Genomic DNA, 18,672 nt, shown 5'->3' on the forward strand with positions numbered 1-18,672 from the left:
ACCGACCGCCTTAAACTCCAAAGCCTATGAAATCCTTTATCCTCATACATAAAAGTCTACGTCAAAGTGTCTTGACACTGTTTATATTGGTAGTTTTTGCCGTAAACGGGCAGACTACGTTTCAGGAGGTGTCCCTAAAGACCACCCCCATTAAGGTACAGGACAGAAAAGAGGATGTACCCTTATCACAACTGGCAACTTCGGCCGATAGTGATTTGTCCGATATGATGTCCTCGGCCGCATCCACATCAACGGGCGTCACGGGCATTTCCGAAACAGTAGGTGAGCTTTCCGTATCGCCCACAGGGGCGGCGGTGTACAGTGTACCCATAAAGGTGCCACCGGGCATCAACGGGGTGGTACCCACGATTGCCATTTCATACAACAGTCAGGCAGGGAACGGGTTGGCCGGATATGGCTGGAACGTTTCGGGCATCTCCATCATATCCCGTATCCCTTCGACCCAGTACCACGATGGCGTAATAGACCCCGTGGATTTCGATGCGCTGGACCGTTTTTCGTTGGACGGGCAAAGGCTTATGTTAAAATCGGGGACCTATGGTGCCAACGGGGCCGTGTATGAAACCGAGGTACATTCCAATCTAAAGATTACCTCCCACGGTACATCCAGCTATGGGAGCGGCCCCCAATATTTTAAGGTAAGCTATCCGGACGGTGCCGTCGCCTACTATGGTAAGACCTCTGACAGCAGGTCACATATGGACTATGCCATTTCCCATTGGCAGAACCCACAACAGGTACGGGTAGACTATAACTATACAAAAGCTGCCAACAACCTGAGTATTGCATCCATAAAATATGGCCACAGGAACGGTAGTACCACGGCTCCCAATGAGGTGCGTTTTGAATACAAGACCCGGTTACTGCCGGAACAGTCCTTTATCGGCGGAGTGGATTTTCGTAGGAGCAACATCCTTTCCAAAATTATAGTAGAGGCAGAAGGAACAGTTTATCGCAGGTATGAACTCGAGCACAATTCTAATTTCAGGTATCAAAGACTGACAAAAATCACCGAAAAGAGCGGTGACAATTCCTTGAGCTATAGCCCCATCAGTTTTAGTTATAAAAATTCCGGAATCGGATTTGGTGTTACGGGAATCGACACAGACCTTAACGTTAATAATATAGAAAGGCGTAACTCCGAGATGGTGCCCTTGGATTATACGGGCAACGGGGAGATGGATTTTATCATTTATCCCAAGGATCGCTCGCAGCGCAACAAGTTATGGCTGTTCAATGACATACGCTCCGGACAGAACAATATAGGCAGCGAGGTAAACCTCCCGATCTTTGAAGGGCTATTTGCGGCCAGTTACCTGAACGCATCCAACAAAATGAGTGCCGGGCAAGGCTTCGTCACCGTTGAGCATGCCGGCAACCGCCAAGTGAAGTTCAAGATGCACGGTAAGGGCGGGACCGCTTTAGTGTCCCAGCTGTACGAAAAGACCTGGAATACCGTGCAGTCGTTCTATGATGTGAACTGCGATATCACGAACATATCACAAGCCCCTATGGAATACCTGTCCGGGGACTTCAACGGGGACGGTATCACCGACCTCATGGCCATTACCGAACCTTATACCAATAGGGACTGTAGCAAACCCACCAATTGTGATAACGATCCAGACGATCGGGACGATGAGAACGGGGAGGACGAGGATGGCAACAATTATGCCGTTCCCGTTCCAGATCCTTCTCCAACCAATGATTCAGATCTTATATCGAACAGCACCAATTGCAACTGTACCTGTACCAATACCAACTACACGGTCGCAACCACGTATCTGGTCAACCTTGATCCCCGGGTAACCACGAATTTCGTCAGCGGGGCCGGTAATCTGGCAAGGTCATTGAGCACCGAAAGCAGGTTGACGACCGCCGATGTAGACGGGGACGGCAAGACGGACATTCTCCATTTTACCGAAGGTCGCGTGGACGCTTATGCATTGGATAGCTCCAATCGCCTAAAGCTCTTATGGTCAAATACCGATTCACGAATAAAATTACGGTTTCAGCCCTTGCTAGGGGATTATAACGGGGACGGTAAGACCGATTTTTTGATGCCTACAGGAAACAACAGTACGACTTACGCGATGTTCCACTCAACGGGTATCGGGTTTTTGGCAAATAGCGCCACATATCCCTTTACATACAGGCTCTCCGAAGAAGCAAGCACCGTACGGGCATACAGTTTGTTACCTACCGATATCAACGGGGACGGGCGTACCGATATACTGGAGTACATCACAGTTACGAACAACGGAGGTGCAAACGGGAAACAAACACTTACGATATACAATAACATCTCGCCCTTATCTTCAGACGAATCCCCGAAATTTTCCTTTACCGGGGAAGAGAGTCTTGAGGGTACCTTATACCATTTTCCCATTCCCGTGTTCCTCTCATCACGTGATATGCCCAACGATAATCTCGATTTTGCTACAATAAGTAACGACAAGGTTGCCTTTTTCACATTTAATAAGAATCATCTTGAGGAAACCAAGCTTAAGACCATATCGAACAATGGTATAGGATATTCCATCATTTACGATGGTCTGGACCCTACAGCTTTTGGGGGCACACTGTACAGTGAAGGCCAAAATCAGGTATACCCCTATGTGGATATAGCCCAAACACGGGGTTTCAAGGTTGTTTCCGGTCTCGTAAGATCGGGAGCTGGTACAACGAACCTCCAAAAACTGTTCCAGTACCAAGGGGCGGTCGTGCATTCCGAAGGGCTTGGATTTATGGGCTTTACGGGACTGGCCCGCAGCAATTGGTACGACCCTTCTAAAGGCAATCCTATATTCAACATATCCAAGCATGACATTGCAAGAAGAGGGGCCGTCATACAGGCCTATTCCGTTCCCTACACGGTAAACTTCAACGAGGTCCCCTCCGATTATATCACCCGGAGCGATGCCCAATATGGGAGTTCCCTGGCCGCCAATAAGGTATTCAAGCTTTGGCAGACCTCAAATACCGTACAAAACAGGTTATTGGGCACTGCGGTCACCACCGGTTATATATATGACGCCTACAACAATCCCACCCGTATCACTACCGATTACTCCGGGCAAGGCGGTAGTGTGGTGAACCTTACCTATACCAACAGCACGGGCGGTACGTATTTTATAGGCAGGCCCATAAAACGAAAAGAGACCCATACCATAGCGGGCAACAACTTCAGTACTGAAGAAGAATATACCTATACCGGTTACCTACTGACCCGAAAACGCACCAAGGGCAATGGGACGGCCTTTGATGTGGAGGACTATACACACGATATCTTCGGAAACGTGATCACCAAGACCATTGCCCCCAACGGTACCGCCCCACGATCGGTAAGCTTTAAATATGATGCGTCCGGCCGTTATCTGATCAAAAGTACCGATGTGGAGGGGTTGGCCACCCATTTTGAATACAACACCGGCCCGGGTACCCTAAAAAAAGAAACGGATCCCTATGAAAACAGTGCGAAATATGGCTATGACGCCTGGTACCGATTGGTTCAAGTGACCGATTATCGGGGGAACAATGCGAATACCACTTATGTAAGGTCCGGTTTTAATTATACCGTTACGGTATCGGCAGATGATGGCAACAGTACCATAAGCGAGTACGATGCCCTAAAGCGGATAATAAAAAAACAACGGAAAAATGTTTTGGGCCAGTGGGTGGCCATAAGCTACGAATACGATGAACTGGACAGGCCCTACCGCCAGAGCGAACCCTATATCGGGACAGGGGCCACCCAGTGGAACAGCATCGAATACGACCTGTACGGAAGGGTCACGAACATGACGGAATATACCGGAAAGGTGACCACTTTTACCTATTCCGGCCTGTCCGTGACCGTGAACGACGGTATAAAGACCGTAACCACGACCAAAGATGCCATGGGCAATGTTACCCGCGTGACAGATCCTGGCGGCACCATTGACCATACCTATTATGGCAACGGGGGACTCAAATCATCAACCTATAACGGTATCCGTATATCCATTGAACAGGATGGGTGGGGCCGTAGAACCAAATTGATAGACCCTTCCGCTGGCACCTACTCCTATGCCTACAACGGCTTTGGGGAAATGTTGAAAGAGACCACGCCCAAGGGCGAGACTCAATACGAGTACTCCGACGTGGGCAAACTGTCGAGGAAAACCGTGACCGGGGACGATACCGACATGGTCATGGACTATACCTATGACGGTACGGATAAGCTCTTGCGCACGATAAGGCTTACCAATGCAGATGGCAACAATGGCACCACGGTCTACGCTTATGATGCATACAAACGGTTGGCGTATGCCCGTGAAAGCAACACCTATGCCCAGTTTACCAAATGGTATGCCTACGACGGCCATGGCCGGATAGCGACCGAACAGAGCGAAGCTAGGCTATTGAGCAACAACAAGAGTACGGGCATCAAGGTAAAAAACACCTATGCCCATGGGCAATTAAAAAGGATAAACGACCATAACAGTGGTGAGGAACTTTGGAACATAACTGGCCTAAACGCATGGGGGCAGGTCACAGCATCGACCATGGGCGATGGGCAACAGCGTACCAATACCTATGACAACCATGGCTACCTTACCCAAATGCTGTCCCAAAAGAACGTAAACGCCACTGCGACCGATGTCATGAGACTGTCCTTTGATTTCGATGCCCGTAGGGGCATCCTCAACTCACGTACCAACAGTCTTTTCGGTTGGAACGAAAGTTTTGGCTACGACGGTCAGGACAGGCTAACGGGCTTTACGGACAATAACGGCGAGCATTCGCAGAGCTATGATACCAAAGGGCGTATTGATACCATGAGCCAATTGGGCACCTTTAGCTATGCCAGCACGAGTTTTCAACAAACGGGCGTGGAGCTCAATGCAGCCGGTCGATCACATTACGCCGATTATGCCGAAAGGCATATCGGCTACAACGCCTTTAAGAGCCCGGTAGAGATACACGAACAGGGAAAAGGCCGCTATGGCTTTATGTACAATGCCGATATGGGCCGTGCGCATATGTTCTACGGGGATACCCAGGCCGATAAACTGGAACGGCCCTACCGACGGCATTATTCGGCCGACGGCGGAATGGAGATCACGTGGGAGAAGGCCACGGGGAAGACCACCTTTGTGATCTATGTGGGCGGGGATGCCTATAGCGCACCCGCTATGCGCCATTCGGAGCAGGGGGTCACGAACAGCGACCATTACTTGTACCTGCACCGGGACTATCTAGGCAGTATCCTAGCCATTACCTACGGTAACGGCAACATTAAGGAGAAACGGCATTTTGATGCCTGGGGCAATATGGTGCACTTGACCGACGGTCAGGACAGGGCCCTGGATGCGAACCTGGCTTTTCACCGGGGCTATACCGGGCACGAACACCTGCACGATGTAGGCCTCGTACACATGAACGGCCGCTTGTACGACCCGGCTTTGCACCGCTTTCTGATGCCTGACAACTACGTACAGAACCCCCATAGCACGTTGAGCTATAACCGTTATGGCTATGTGTGGAACAATCCCCTGATGTATACAGATCCCAGTGGTGAATTTGCTGAAACAGCTGGATTGCTATATTGGACCGGTGCCGCTGTCGTAAGTTCAATTGCAAGTTCATGGGAGACCATAAGATCATGGGACTGGAAGAGCTTTGGTGACGATATTGCCAGACCGTTCAGGGAGGCCGGGCGATGGGTACGCAGGCTGTTCGGCGACAAGGGCAGCCCCGGTCCCACCCAGTTCGCCAACGAACTTACCGTCTCCTCGGGCCCCAGCGGGGCAAGGGGATCCGGGATTTCGAGCTCGCTTGCCAATGGCAATAGTGCATTGGGACTTTTGTGGAATGGGTTTTCCCGTGGTTTCACAGATAAATTTGCCGGCTTCAAGGCACTCTTCAACGATCCGGGAATGTTATTCCAGACCCCCACCATAGAACAGGCCTTTATGTCCTCTTTGGAAAATATGCCCTTCACAAGGCCATTGCTCATGGGGGCCAAAACCATTATGGCATCCATACAAGGAAATGTGGAGGGAATGGGCTATATTTACGGTGGGGAAGCGGGGAAACTGACCATCGACGGGGTCTCGGCCCTTCCGGGAGTAGGGATATTGAAAGGGTTTCGTGGGCTAAGAGTGTTTAACAATGCTAGCAAGTCAAGCACGAACCTGGCGAGAACTTTAGGAGTTCAAGGAGAGAGGGCAGTTGGTACGCTTGGTTCAAAAACGAGAATACCATCATTAACAGGAACAGCAAAGTATAGAATACCAGATGGTTTATCAAGAACAACTTTGACGGAGGTTAAAAATGTGAAAAGCCTAAATTTGACAAGACAATTAAAGGATTTTCATTTATATTCTACTCAAAGAGGATTACAATTTAATCTTTATGCAAGACCAAACACAACTTTCTCTGCTCCTTTGCAAAATCTAATCAATCAAGGAAGTATCAATGTTTATACTATACCAGGTTTATAATTTGTAAACAAATGGAAGAAAGTAATAAAATAATTGAAGCATTAAGTAAAGTAGGAATTTCTATTGAGGATATTTATGATTTGGTTGAATCAAATAAACCATATCCTGAAGCTATACCTGTACTAGTGAAATTGCTAAAGAAAGGAATAACAAATACAGGAGATAGAGAAGGTGTAATAAGGGCATTGGCGTTACCAGAAGCTAAAGGGGAAATAGGTTCACTTTTAATAGACGAGTTTTATAAAATCCCAAGCGATAATATGCTGCTTAGATGGACAGTCGGAAATACAATGGAAGTTGTAATTTCTGAGAATGATGTTGATGCAGTTATTAAAATTATTGCCGACAAATCAAACGGAATGTCCCGACAAATGTTTGCTTTAGCTTTAGGTAATGTTCCTTCGGAAAAAAGTGAAGATGCTTTGATACAAATATTAGATGATGATGAAATAGCACCACATGCATTAGAGGCATTGGGGAGGTTAAAGTCTAAAAAAGCACGAGATAAAATATCTGAACTTACAAAGCACCCCAAATCATTAGTGAAGAAAGAAGCCAAAAAGGCTTTAAGAAAAATAGGTTAAAATTAAAAGCTGACCATCGTCTGGACCTAGGCCCTTCCGGGAGTAGGGATACTGAAAGGGTTCCGTGGGCTGAGAGTGTTTAACAATGCCGCTAAGGGGAGTACGAAAGGTGGATTGAATCTTTTTAAATGGGGTGAGAAAACAACTACTACGACTAAGGGTTGGAGGCAAGGTGATTACATGCTAAATCTCCCAAATAGAGGGACACCTAAGCTAAATTGGAAACAAAACGCAGGGTATTTAAGACAGGAGATGAGAAAAGGTAATCCAATTTATGACTCGTTTCGTTATCCAAATGGACAACAAATTCCAACAGGTGGTTTTTTAAATGCTGAAAGGTATCTATTGGAAAGTAGAGGTTGGAGATATAACCCTGCAACAGGTGCATATCACCCCACATTTTAATTTTAATCTAAATCGTATGAATTTTAATATAATAATCAAAGAGATACTTGGTTCCGTTTTAAACCTATTCGGATTTACTTTGAAAGAAGAATCAAAAGGTATTATTGAATATGATCATGAAAAAATGTCAATTTCTTTTTCCTATGATTTCAATAGATCTTTTGAAGTAGTAGCTAATTTTCTTTTTAAGGCAAATAATAAATCTTATAAGTTTGGCGAGTTAAAAGAATTTCTAATTAAAGAGAATAATCGGTTTACCACAATCCAAATTTTAGAAGATGATAAACTAAAAACTTGGGCTAAAGAATTGAAAATATTTCTTCAAAATCATCTGGATTTCATCATTAAAAATCATGCTAAAGTTTGTTTTGAATTGGATGTTATCAGAAAACAAAACGTACTTGAGTATAATAATGAAAGAGATGAAAGATACTTTAAAGAAGATGTTGATAGACTTTGGAAGGATAAAGATTATATGAAGTTAACTAAACTTATTGAAAATTATAAAGGTAATTTAGATAGTTCATTAAAAAAGAAATATGAATATGCTATTAAAAGACTAAGTTAAGTGTAAGGGATGCCGCTAGGACGGGGACTCGTGCTTTTTGGTCTGGAGGAAATGTTACAAAAAATACTGCTGCAGGCTTTGCTAAATCCAACGGTATGAAGACTCTAGAGATGACAACAAGAGGTCAGATCATGAATACGTTAAATCCTGTTTTACCTCGTTCAGTATCAAATCCAATTTGGAGAAGACTTTCCACAAATTTTGCAAAAGGGGCTAAAGGAGAAGCTCATTTCTTCACTACACCAGCAGGTCCACGTCCAGAAAGTATTTGGCTAAATCTTGAGAAACCGATTTTGCAACAAAATGGGGTTCGAATTATTACTCACTGATAAACTAGAACACTATGAATATTTATAAAAATTTGTTTTCTGCAAAATCAATGAAGGGTAAAATACTTAGAATAAAGGATGATATAGAAAAGCGAATTAAACCGATCTGTGAAGAGAAGTTTTGGGTTGAATGGTATGGGGCTTATGATATAGATCCCAAGAATTTGGTCTTTTGGGTTTGTGTACAAACTGATGAAACAAAGGAAAGACTTAAGTCTAATTCTGATTTGATGAACAATATTAGGCTTCTACTTGATAAATATGATTATTCTGAGCAAGCAAGAAAACATGTATATATCGGTTTCGAATCTCAGGAAACTGTAGATAGAGAATCAGATGGTGATTGGTACTTACATTTCAAATAAGTAAGTGATTTTATGGTGTCATTGATTTGTATATTAACAAGAATTCTTAAAAGACAAGTCTTTGTTACTCTTTGTCTTGTTTTTCAAGTCAGCATCATATCTTCTGTATGTGCGAACCCAATTGGTTTAGGGTTTAACCCTCACAGCCCTATTTCAGAAATCTATACCTATGACGAAATTGAAAGTTTGGTTTCAGCAGAAGTTGGGTTAAGACGAGTACTTTCAAAAAATCAGGTAGGGTCTAACTGTGAAGATTTACTATCTGTTGAAGGGAGTGCCGCTAGGGGGAGTAACTTCCTGAAGGGAGGCAAGATATTCTCTCAATTCAAGTCTTCGTATTGGTCAAGGCGTATAAAGCCTACATTAGACCCAATCATTAACCCTAAGACGGGTCAAGTTTGGAAACAGTATACAGAACTTCATTACAGGTTTATCCCTCAAAGGGCTAAATGGGCTCCGAATTGGTTAAAGAATAATAGGTTGAATCTTACTCCTGCAACTAGTTTACGACATGCTCAAATGAATCCCTATCGAGCTAGGTTCGCTCCGAAATGGGTAAAAGAAATGTATAATCTAAAATGGAAATAGATGTTTAACCTGTTTAGAAAGAAAAAGCTCATTAACGAGAAAGATTATGAATTTTTGAGAGCATTAGTTGAAGCTCTTCCAAAGAATTATTCTTATTTGGTTAGCCAAGTTTCCGAAGAGTTTATTTTGGATAAAAAGGTTAATCAGCTTGGAGACAAAGGAACTTATACGCTGAGTTTAAATGCGGAACTGGAAACCAAATATTCAGACAAGTCTTTCCCTCAGTTGTTTATAGTGAAAGATGTTGGCGTTTGGAATGAGGTTAAGGGTTCTTTTGAACAATAGAGCTACATATTCTTGAGGGAATGTTAGCGGGTTTTAGAGTGAATGCAAAATACTCAGAATTAGATTTTGAAAAAATTGATACTTCAAAAATCAAAGAGAAGCATTTTAAAAACGAAGAAAAAGAGTTTTTGAAAACCCTAATTGGCAAAGTTTCTAAGGATATTCTTTCTCAATTAGATATTAAATCAACATTTAAGATTGAGTTAGAAGATGGAGATTTTTACGTGCTTAAAGACTTGGAAGATGGAAACTATCTTTCAATGAATGAAAAGGGCTCTGTTTATGGTATGATACATGACCCATATGAAGTAGAGAAACTCTTCGACACCAAAGAGTCCTTTTTTGAAGCTCTGAAATCTGGTGAGTTTAGTATTTCAAAATATCGTGAAAGTAAGTTTTCTGTTTAAACCATGGGATTTAATAATGTTAATACATCATAACAATTATTTTACATGGGATATGTATAGTAATCCAATAGAATAGAAAGGTGACTAAAACCGACCTCTTACCCTAAAGAAAGACTGTTTAATTGTAGAATAATAATCTTAATTTAATATCAAAATTTCAAATCAGAGTAAAGTGAGTAAGTATGCAATATTTATTGATTTTTTTGAAATCGGTTATTGGTTGGGGAGCCTTGCTGCAATTTTACTGCTCTTGTTATTCATTGTGCTGATGATTAAAATTGTAATCCGCTTGATTAGGTTCTTTCGCAAGAGACAATCGAATTAAACACTTTACACTACAAGTAGCAAAAAAGCAAATTAATTACCCTATTTGGAAATTCAAGAACAGCGTGGCCATTGGAGGTCCCCAATCTAAAGTGGACGCTTTTGCAAAAGATTTTAATTCGGAAACCATTACAAAAAGCAATAGATTTGACGTATGGCCAGATGAGTTAAAACCATATTTGGGCCAAGATAACATAAACCCAAAAGCGCTGAATTTTAACCAAAAATGGATAAACGGTGTAATTGATTCCAACTTGCCAATTTATAACTTGGGAAGAAGTCAAGGATACAGTCCATTTTATAACGGCATAGAAATGAATACGATTATTAATAGAAATTACTTTAATACTATACAGGTAAAAAGCCATGGGTTTTATAAAAATAATTTTAGAGTTACTATATGGTAGATATTGACTGGGAACAAAAACAAATTCAAATAATTAGAGGTACAGTAGAAACTCTTTTATTGAGTAAAAAATACCATCTTGACGAAATAGTTACAAATAATAGAGATGGGGGTTATGTTAAGTATGTGAATAAAACTGAAACTATAGAGATTTTATTCTTGTTTTTACCTGATTACGATGTTCTCATAAATTGTTATGAGCCAAGAATGAAATCTCTAATTAAATTTTTATTAACAAAAAGAATAAATAAAAAAAACATATCCATAGCGAGCATTATGAAATTTGATAGTAAAAAAATGTCATTGGAAATGCTTTTGCAAGAAGCCATACTTTACATAAAGAATCATAATTTATAAAATCGTCTATAGTTCATACATTATAATTCAAAATTGCAAAAACACTTAGAATCTCCTGAAGGCTTCCCTGTTTTTGAAGGCTTCCCTGTTTTTCATACAGTTTAAAAATCAACTATTTTTAGATTATGAAGAAAAGCAGATTTACGGAAGCACAGATAGTTTCTATGCTCCAACAGTATGATTCCGGAATGAAGGTCACCGACATCTGTCGTGACAAAGGTATCACCACGGCGACTTTCTATAGTTGGAAACGCAAGTACGGTGGTATGGATACCCAACAGCTCAAAGAGCTCAAATCACTTCAGGAAGAGAACCGCCGTCTCAAACAGATGTACGCCGACCTTAGCCTTGATCACCGCATTTTAAAAGACATCGTGGAAAAAAGCTCTAAAGCCTTGTGAGCGCAAAGAACTTGCCCAGGAGGTGGTCAACGAGGAAGGCTTGAGTATTTCAAGGGCCTGCCTACTGGTAAGTCTTAGCCGTTCGATGTGGTATTACCGCACTACAAGGGACGATTCCGAAGTAATGGACAAGCTCACCGAGATGAGCGAGATAAAGCCCAACCGTGGCTTCGATTATTATTACTACAGAATCCGCGCACAAGGCTTTATATGGAACAGAAAACGTGTACTTAAAATTTATAGGATAATGGGACTGCAACTAAGAAGGAAAAGTAGGAAACGCCTACCTGCAAGGGTAAAGACTCCTTTGGAACAGCCAACGGAACCCTTACAGGTATGGAGTGCCGACTTTATGAGCGATAGCTTGGTCACGGGGCGAAGGTTCAGGGTATTCAATATCATCGATGATTATAATAGAGCGGCACTTTGTACGACCCCTGCTTTCTCGATGCCCGCCATACGGGTAATAGGCTATCTGAAACAAGCGATAGAGATATATGGTAGGCCATTGCAGATACGAGTGGACAACGGCCCCGAGTTCATTTCAAGGATATTCGTGAGCTATTGTGAGACCGAAGGTATCGAGATAAATTATATACAACCGGGAAAACCATCACAGAACGGGTATGTGGAAAGGTTCAATAAGACGTTCAGGGAAGATGTATTGGATGCCTATATATTCAGGAATATTGAAGAGGTGTATCAACAGTCAGAGGGTTTTAGGGAAGATTACAACAAGTACCACCCCCATAAGTCGTTAAGCAGAAAAAGCCCAAACCAAATATTCAAAGAATTTTCATTGGGGCTAGCCCCAATGAAAAAAGAAGATTGTTTAACTTAGGACTGTACGAAAACGGGTAAGTCTTCAGGAAGGGCTAGATTTCAATTCACGTTGGATTCAAAATAAAATTGACCTTAATACACCCATCTATGATATTGGTCCAAAGGGAAACTTTATCAACAGTCCGTTCTATAATCTGGAAGTGGGCAGGACACTAAACTACCAATTTCTTCATCTCGTCAGATATAATAGCTATTTTAATGGAAGAATTAGAACTACGATATTTTGATTATGAAAGATTATCTGAATCCTGGAGAAGAATTTTTTATTGCCTTGAACCGAGAGTTTGAATTTTTAAGGATTGATTATGGGTATCAAGGCAACCAATTTACACTTAATTCTAGGGATGAGAGGATAGTTAGTTATTATAACCATGTTATCAAAAGAAAAATTACTATCGTAGAACAAATTTCAGATGGCGGAAATCTATATATGTTTATAGAAATTAAAAGTGTTTTGGGGTTATGGAAAAAAAAATATTTAAAAGATTATACAGGTAGAGATATACAAATCAATAGCTTAGCGCATCTCACGCGAATAATAAAATCCAACACCTCGATAATGAATGATATTATAGGTAGGTAATGTAAAAAACGGTGCTTTACACATAAATATCAATACATTAAACAAAATACAGATTCCTGTTTTGGCAGCTATCCTAGCGCCTTTTCTTATTGAAAGTCTGTAGAAATTGTTGATTCCTTCGCGAACAGATAAAATAAAAGAGCCGATAATTTTTATCGGCTTAAACTAACTAACTCAAACATAAGAACGTATCCACGAATGGTACTGCGAAGTTATTTTTTTTAAACCGGATGGGATAGAAATTTAATTATCGAAATTGTTATTAAATTGTATCTTGAAAGTTCAGTAAACCGATACGATTCGATAAATTTTCTGAAATATGATATTTTAATTATTGCTACAATTTTGACAATTTAATTCCCCATTTTTAAATGTTGTCCATGAAATACAATCGAACTATCCTTATAATCTTATTGGTAATGTGCGTTAAGGTCAGCTCCCAAAAAAAGAAAATGACTGTCCTTACAAACGATAAAAAGGAAATTGGAACCAATTTAAAATCCAATACTCCAATCTTGTCCACTGAATACCTTTTTGCCGAGAGAATTAGTGAATTTCAAATAGATACTTTGTCGAACCACATTGACGTTCAGCTAAGAGGTTTAAGCAAGAATGGAAAGTGGCTCAATAATAAAGGTTACACATTGAGGTACGATGCTGAGAATCAAAAGGTCTTATGGTCAGAAAGAGTGAATTATCAATTGGAAGATATTGAACAATTTGAAGGTATTACCCTTAAAACCAAAGCAGGGAAAACTTTCTGTATCGATAATGATACGGGTAAAGAACTCTGGGAGGTAAAGAATTCCATTCTTTTTGTTGATCGGACAAAAAAAATAGCACTTGGTTATAGATCGGCCTCGTCCAACAAGGACTTGGAAATACTGGAGGGAATCAATCTCAGAAACGGTAATATTCTTTGGGAAAGATATATTACTCGTGAATATGGATGGGATGATGTATACAGAATTGATGAGTCTAACCTATTGATAGTCGCGGGTGGTATGCATACATTAAACATCAATGACGGTACAGGTTGGGATTATTATACCAAAACTGGGAAGAAAGACTATACCTCTTCGGCTGTGGGTACTGGCATCGGAATTGTTGCGGGCCTTTTAACGGGAACATATGCCGCATCAACTGGCCACAATTTGGTTAGAGATGTACGTTCAAATATCATAGAGGATAGTTTGAATATCTATTTCGCCTCTAAGGAACACTTTGCAAAGTTGGACAAAAAGGGAAGCGTTAAGTGGCAAATAAAATTACCGGACGATAGAACCAGTAAGTCACAAATTTTTAAAATGGAAGAAGAATTGCTAATTGTCAACAAAGGTTTCGCCTATATGGGAGATCGAAAACTTGATATCGGCATGCCTTTCATAGGTTCTTTCGATAGTGAAACCGGGCAGCAAAAATATCTCATAGAGGTTGGCAAGAAAAAAGATGATAACATAAATGGAATGAATCTGGATGGCAACAATCTTTTATTGCTGTTCCCAAACCGAATATCAAAATTTGATATTGAAAATGGGCAAATTATCAAAAGTGTTCCTTTCAGTGAAATGTCTTTTGGGAGGCTGAATAATTTTGTTGGTGAACATGTCTTTACCGAAAAGAACTCTAAATATATAAGTTTACCGAAAACAGATTTGGCAAAACACTATGTGCTGACAAACAAGAATAAAATACTCGTGCTTGATTCTAAATTGAAACCTGAAAACGAAATTGAAACTAGGGAAGTTTATTTGTACTATCTCGAATGGAAAGATTACAATTTTATCGCCAGAGAAAATAGTTCTATAATAATTGATGGTAAAGGTCATAAAATTGCAGATATCATGGTAAACAGAAATTCAAGATTGATTGGTAACAAGCTGTATACTGTTGCCGATAAAAGTCTTTTCATCATAGATTTAAATCAAATCTTAGATGTCAAACAATGATTGAGGATTTTTCATTGACCTCCTCCCTTTAAACCGGACATTTTAAAACTAGAGAATTACGGGCCCTACCAATTCTGCCCGCTCAGCTTTAAAGCCGCAACTACGATATCCTTTCTGCTTATCTGCCCTACCAGGAGTCCGTTTTTCATTACCGGTAACCTGCGCCTGTTGTGCTTGTCGAAAATACCCGCAGCATCAAAAATGCTCATATCATCAGGAATGGTCTCTACTTCTTTGGTCATAAAACGCTCCACGTTCTTGTCCAGTATAGGTTGATTAAAATAGCGGCTTTCGGAAATGGTTTTCATACAATCCGCCTCGGAAATGATACCTACCAAAAAGCCATTATCGTCCATAACCGGCCCACCCGATATTTTATGTTTGGCAAAAGCTTCCATGACCTCCAAAATAGATTGGTCCGGGCTAAACGTCACCAATTTTTTGGTCATATAATCGGATACCAGAATGGGTGCATTGTATTCTTTCTTATTCACTGTTTTGGCTCTGGGGCCTTGAAAACTCTTAATTCCCATATGAATCTGATTTTTAGGTTGTTATTAAATATAGGGATTTTCTTTGAGCTTGTACAAATAAACTCGTTAAAACACATGAAAGGAGAAGAATTTTATATTTTTATAAAATAACGACCATACCATGCGTAGATTTTCCTCGATTACCACTTTACTACTGATTGTTCTGGCCATTTATTGGAGCTTTAAAGCTACTATGCCCACCTATTCGGAATACGTTGATATGCCCAAGAACGAATTCTCAACGGATAGGGCCCTGAAACACGTTGAAGCAATTTCAAAACAACCGCACGGGGTAGGTTTTCCCGCCCATACCAAGGTAAGGAACTACATCATTACTGCGCTTCAAGAACTCGGCCTGCAAACTTCCATCCAAGAAGGGTATACGGCCGGCGATTGGGGAAATTTGAGTAAGGCCACCAATATATTGGCCCGTATCAAAGGCTCTACCAACGAGAAAGCATTGGTATTATTGACCCATTATGACAGTAGTCCGCATTCATCTTTGGGGGCAAGTGATGCGGGTAGCGGTGTTGCCACGATATTGGAAAGCGTTCGTGCTTTTCTATCGGAAAACAAAACACCAAAAAACGATATTATCATATTGATTACCGATGCCGAAGAATTGGGCCTTAATGGTGCCGACCTTTTTGTCCGCGAACATCCTTGGGCAAAAGAAGTGGGCCTTATCCTAAATTTTGAAGCTCGTGGCAGTGGTGGGCCGAGTATTATGCTGATGGAAACCAATCGCGGCAACAAAAGACTTATCGAAGAATTTACTAAGGCAGATGTGCCATTTCCCATTGCCAATTCTTTGGCCTACAGCATTTATAAATTACTGCCCAATGATACGGACCTTACCGTTTTTAGGGAAGATGGCGATATTGAAGGTTTTAACTTCGCGTTTATCGGCGACCACTACGATTATCATACGGTACGGGACAGTTACGAAAGACTGGACAAAAATACCTTGGCCCATCAAGGCAGTTATTTAATGCCGTTGTTGCATCATTTTAGCAATGCCGATTTATCGAAGGTTAAAAGTTTGAGCGACTATATTTATTTTAATGTGCCGTTCTTTAAATTGATAAGCTATCCGTTTGAATGGATTTGGCCCATGTTCATCTTAGCGGTGGTACTCTGCATTTGTTTGCTTGTGTTTGGGGTTAAAAAAAACAAGCTTGACCTTATACAATTGTCCAAAGGTTTTCTACCCATGCTTTTGACACTGCTTATTAACGGTAGCATAGGCTATTTTGCCTGGAGTTGTCTAAAATGGATGTACCCGAGCTATCAAGATATGCTACATGGTTTTACCTATAATGGCTACACGTACATTACTGCTTTTGTACTGTTATCGGTAGCGGTATGTTTTTATGTGTACCACAAGTTCAAGAGCATAGCCGTTCCCGATTTGCTGGTTGCCCCCCTAATATTATGGTTGTTTATCTGCGGTGCGTTATCGGTATATTTGAATGGTGCCAGTTTTTTTATAATTCCGGTTTTTGCATTGTTGGCGGGATTAATGGTGACCATCAATCAAAAGAAACCCAATCCGTATCTATTGGTTTTTCTATCGCTTCCCGCACTATGGATTTTTTCGCCTTTCGTAAAGCTTTTCCCTGTAGGGTTAGGGCTAAAATTACTTGTTTCCGTAACTGTATTGACCTCTTTGATTTTTTATCTCCTGTTGCCCGTTTTCGGTTTTTATACAAAGAAAAATAGATTGGGGTTTTTAAGCTTGATCTTGTTTTTGGGATGCTTCATTTCAGCACATTTTAACTCAGGTTTTACTAAGGACAGTGCCAAACCCAGTAGTTTATCGTACGTTCTGGATGCCAATACCGATTCTGCCCAATGGGCGACCTATGACAATGTTCTGATAGATTGGAATGCACAGTATTTGGGAGTGAGTAAAAAGGCTCCGAAAAAATTAACGGACAAGACCATTAGCAGCAAATACAGTACAGGGTTTACCTATGTTGCCGATGCTCCCAAAAAGGCGATCCCTGAACCCAAAATTGAAACTACGAGGGATACCGTTATAGGAAATGAAAGATTCTTGGAAATTTGTATTACGCCGCAGCGCAATGTAAATCGGTTAGAGGTTTTTACAAATGAGATTGTTTTACACAGCGCATCGGTCAATAAAATTGAATTATCGGATTATTTCTTGGAAAATCGAAGAAGGGGAAAATTGATAACCCATTACGTAAGCAATAATGAATATACCGAACTGGAGCTCACTTTCCCCAAAGATGCCAGGCTGGTACTCACCCTTTATGAGGCCTCAAACGACCTTTTGGAAAATTCTTTATTTAGCGTTCCCGAAAGACCGGAAAATAGCATTCCCATGCCTTTTGTTCTCAATGATGCCGTTCTGCTAACCAAAACCATCACCTTTGAGTAAAACAATCGGTATTATGGGTTGCGGTTGGTTAGGTTTGCCTTTGGCAAAAGCTCTGCTGTCCCATGGTTACATAATTAAAGGTACTACTACCTCTAAAGAAAAGCTAGGTATTCTAAAAAGTGAGGGTATACGGCCTTTTCGTATTTCTCTATCAGAAAACAGCATCTATGGGCCTATTTCTGATTTCTTGATGAGTGTGCACACTTTGATCGTCAATGTGCCACCAAGGTTACGAAGTGGCAATGCCGAAAATTATGTCGACAAAATGCAACTATTGTTTGACGAAATACGAAAATCAAAGGTGCATCATATTGTTTTCGTGAGCAGCACTTCGGTGTATGGGGATTTGGAGGGTGACGTAGACGAGAGCACACCACCCATACCTAAAACCGAGTCTGGCAAGCAATTGTTGGCATCCGAAGAAATAGCCAGGAAAAGTGCCCTAGATACAACAATCATAAGATTTGGTGGACTCATTGGTCCCGATAGGCATCCCGTAACCATGTTATCCGGAAGAAAAGGATTGTCCAATGGCAATGCCCCGGTAAATCTTATTCATTTGGATGATTGCATACAAATCATTGTTGCCCTACTGAAAAATAATTGGTGGAACGAAACCTTCAATGCCGTTTACCCATATCATCCTTCAAAAAAGAAATATTATACCTTACAGGCCAAAAAAAGAGGTTTATCACCACCCGATTATAGTGCAGATTCCAACCAAAAAGGCAAAAAAATACATTCCCGTAAGCTAATTCGTGTTAAAAATTATGATTTTAACACTACAATTCTGTAGTGTTTGGCATCAGAAAAAGTGGGTTTCACAACA

At 41.1% G+C, this 18,672-nt stretch carries 16 protein-coding genes; 15 read left to right on the forward strand and 1 reads right to left on the reverse strand.

Features of this window, described 5'->3' with window-relative positions:
* The first annotated feature begins 26 nt into the window (after nucleotides 1-26).
* The 13 genes from HYG79_RS05855 to HYG79_RS05915 all read left to right on the forward strand — a co-directional run bounded on the left by HYG79_RS05855 (nucleotide 27) and on the right by HYG79_RS05915 (nucleotide 14,903).
* Complete coding sequence (locus tag HYG79_RS05855) at nucleotides 27-6,509, forward strand: putative toxin (RefSeq protein ID WP_179241185.1); 6,483 nt, start codon at nucleotides 27-29, stop codon at nucleotides 6,507-6,509.
* Between the two features lie 11 nt (nucleotides 6,510-6,520).
* Nucleotides 6,521-7,093 carry a HEAT repeat domain-containing protein gene (locus tag HYG79_RS05860; protein ID WP_179241186.1) on the forward strand — a complete coding sequence of 191 codons (573 nt, stop codon included), beginning with the start codon at nucleotides 6,521-6,523 and terminating at the stop codon, nucleotides 7,091-7,093.
* Between the two features lie 328 nt (nucleotides 7,094-7,421).
* Complete coding sequence (locus HYG79_RS05865) at nucleotides 7,422-8,066, forward strand: hypothetical protein (protein WP_179241187.1); 645 nt, start codon at nucleotides 7,422-7,424, stop codon at nucleotides 8,064-8,066.
* Between the two features lie 95 nt (nucleotides 8,067-8,161).
* Nucleotides 8,162-8,395: a hypothetical protein gene (locus HYG79_RS05870; RefSeq protein ID WP_179241188.1), complete on the forward strand. Its 234-nt coding sequence runs from the start codon at nucleotides 8,162-8,164 to the stop codon at nucleotides 8,393-8,395.
* A 14-nt stretch (nucleotides 8,396-8,409) separates the two neighbouring features.
* The gene (locus HYG79_RS05875; protein ID WP_179241189.1) at nucleotides 8,410-8,760 is read left to right on the forward strand and encodes a hypothetical protein; all 351 of its coding nucleotides are present in this window, start codon (nucleotides 8,410-8,412) and stop codon (nucleotides 8,758-8,760) included.
* A gap of 588 nt (nucleotides 8,761-9,348) precedes the next feature.
* Nucleotides 9,349-9,633 carry a hypothetical protein gene (locus HYG79_RS05880; protein ID WP_179241190.1) on the forward strand — a complete coding sequence of 95 codons (285 nt, stop codon included), beginning with the start codon at nucleotides 9,349-9,351 and terminating at the stop codon, nucleotides 9,631-9,633.
* Between the two features lie 20 nt (nucleotides 9,634-9,653).
* Nucleotides 9,654-10,040, forward strand: coding sequence for a hypothetical protein (locus HYG79_RS05885; RefSeq protein ID WP_179241191.1), 387 nt, complete (start codon nucleotides 9,654-9,656; stop codon nucleotides 10,038-10,040).
* A gap of 389 nt (nucleotides 10,041-10,429) precedes the next feature.
* Nucleotides 10,430-10,771 (forward strand): hypothetical protein, encoded by a 342-nt coding sequence (locus tag HYG79_RS05890; protein ID WP_179241192.1) that lies wholly within the window; start codon nucleotides 10,430-10,432, stop codon nucleotides 10,769-10,771.
* Nucleotides 10,765-11,127, forward strand: a complete 363-nt coding sequence (locus tag HYG79_RS05895; protein ID WP_179241193.1) for a hypothetical protein — start codon at nucleotides 10,765-10,767, stop codon at nucleotides 11,125-11,127. Before HYG79_RS05890 ends, HYG79_RS05895 begins: the two co-directional genes overlap by 7 nt.
* A 125-nt stretch (nucleotides 11,128-11,252) precedes the next feature.
* Entirely contained in the window at nucleotides 11,253-11,528 is a 276-nt protein-coding gene (locus tag HYG79_RS05900) for a transposase (protein ID WP_179241194.1), read from the forward strand.
* Between the two features lie 40 nt (nucleotides 11,529-11,568).
* On the forward strand, nucleotides 11,569-12,369 hold the full coding sequence (locus HYG79_RS05905; protein WP_262888999.1) for an IS3 family transposase: 801 nt from the start codon (nucleotides 11,569-11,571) through the stop codon (nucleotides 12,367-12,369).
* Between the two features lie 231 nt (nucleotides 12,370-12,600).
* On the forward strand, nucleotides 12,601-12,954 hold the full coding sequence (locus tag HYG79_RS05910) for a hypothetical protein (RefSeq protein WP_179241196.1): 354 nt from the start codon (nucleotides 12,601-12,603) through the stop codon (nucleotides 12,952-12,954).
* 452 nt (nucleotides 12,955-13,406) lie between these two features.
* Nucleotides 13,407-14,903 carry a PQQ-binding-like beta-propeller repeat protein gene (locus HYG79_RS05915; protein ID WP_179241197.1) on the forward strand — a complete coding sequence of 499 codons (1,497 nt, stop codon included), beginning with the start codon at nucleotides 13,407-13,409 and terminating at the stop codon, nucleotides 14,901-14,903.
* Between the two features lie 65 nt (nucleotides 14,904-14,968).
* Here HYG79_RS05915 and HYG79_RS05920 read toward each other — a convergent pair whose 3' ends face one another.
* Complete coding sequence (locus tag HYG79_RS05920) at nucleotides 14,969-15,436, reverse strand: CBS domain-containing protein (protein ID WP_179241198.1); 468 nt, start codon at nucleotides 15,434-15,436, stop codon at nucleotides 14,969-14,971.
* Nucleotides 15,437-15,557: 121 nt separating this feature from the next.
* On the opposite strand from HYG79_RS05920, the gene HYG79_RS05925 reads away from it, so the two are divergent.
* Both HYG79_RS05925 and HYG79_RS05930 read left to right on the forward strand, forming a co-directional pair.
* Complete coding sequence (locus HYG79_RS05925) at nucleotides 15,558-17,843, forward strand: M28 family peptidase (RefSeq protein WP_179241199.1); 2,286 nt, start codon at nucleotides 15,558-15,560, stop codon at nucleotides 17,841-17,843.
* The gene (locus HYG79_RS05930) at nucleotides 17,836-18,639 is read left to right on the forward strand and encodes an SDR family oxidoreductase (protein ID WP_179241200.1); all 804 of its coding nucleotides are present in this window, start codon (nucleotides 17,836-17,838) and stop codon (nucleotides 18,637-18,639) included. The genes HYG79_RS05925 and HYG79_RS05930 overlap by 8 nt, the downstream gene beginning before the upstream one ends.
* The last annotated feature ends 33 nt before the right edge of the window (nucleotides 18,640-18,672 follow it).

The sequence above is a fragment of the Costertonia aggregata genome, from assembly GCF_013402795.1.
GTDB lineage: Bacteria > Bacteroidota > Bacteroidia > Flavobacteriales > Flavobacteriaceae > Costertonia > Costertonia aggregata.

Bases quoted from the DNA above. Each gene is read 5' to 3' on its own strand.
- HYG79_RS05855 (WP_179241185.1), top strand. From the start codon at position 27: ATGAAATCCTTTATCCTCATACATAAAAGTCTACGTCAAAGTGTCTTG.
- HYG79_RS05860 (WP_179241186.1), top strand. From the start codon at position 6,521: ATGGAAGAAAGTAATAAAATAATTGAAGCATTAAGTAAAGTAGGAATT.
- HYG79_RS05865 (WP_179241187.1), top strand. From the start codon at position 7,422: ATGCTGAAAGGTATCTATTGGAAAGTAGAGGTTGGAGATATAACCCTG.
- HYG79_RS05870 (WP_179241188.1), top strand. From the start codon at position 8,162: ATGAAGACTCTAGAGATGACAACAAGAGGTCAGATCATGAATACGTTA.
- HYG79_RS05875 (WP_179241189.1), top strand. From the start codon at position 8,410: ATGAATATTTATAAAAATTTGTTTTCTGCAAAATCAATGAAGGGTAAA.
- HYG79_RS05880 (WP_179241190.1), top strand. From the start codon at position 9,349: ATGTTTAACCTGTTTAGAAAGAAAAAGCTCATTAACGAGAAAGATTAT.
- HYG79_RS05885 (WP_179241191.1), top strand. From the start codon at position 9,654: ATGTTAGCGGGTTTTAGAGTGAATGCAAAATACTCAGAATTAGATTTT.
- HYG79_RS05895 (WP_179241193.1), top strand. From the start codon at position 10,765: ATGGTAGATATTGACTGGGAACAAAAACAAATTCAAATAATTAGAGGT.
- HYG79_RS05900 (WP_179241194.1), top strand. From the start codon at position 11,253: ATGAAGAAAAGCAGATTTACGGAAGCACAGATAGTTTCTATGCTCCAA.
- HYG79_RS05910 (WP_179241196.1), top strand. From the start codon at position 12,601: ATGAAAGATTATCTGAATCCTGGAGAAGAATTTTTTATTGCCTTGAAC.
- HYG79_RS05915 (WP_179241197.1), top strand. From the start codon at position 13,407: ATGACTGTCCTTACAAACGATAAAAAGGAAATTGGAACCAATTTAAAA.
- HYG79_RS05920 (WP_179241198.1), bottom strand. From the start codon at position 15,436: ATGGGAATTAAGAGTTTTCAAGGCCCCAGAGCCAAAACAGTGAATAAG.
- HYG79_RS05925 (WP_179241199.1), top strand. From the start codon at position 15,558: ATGCGTAGATTTTCCTCGATTACCACTTTACTACTGATTGTTCTGGCC.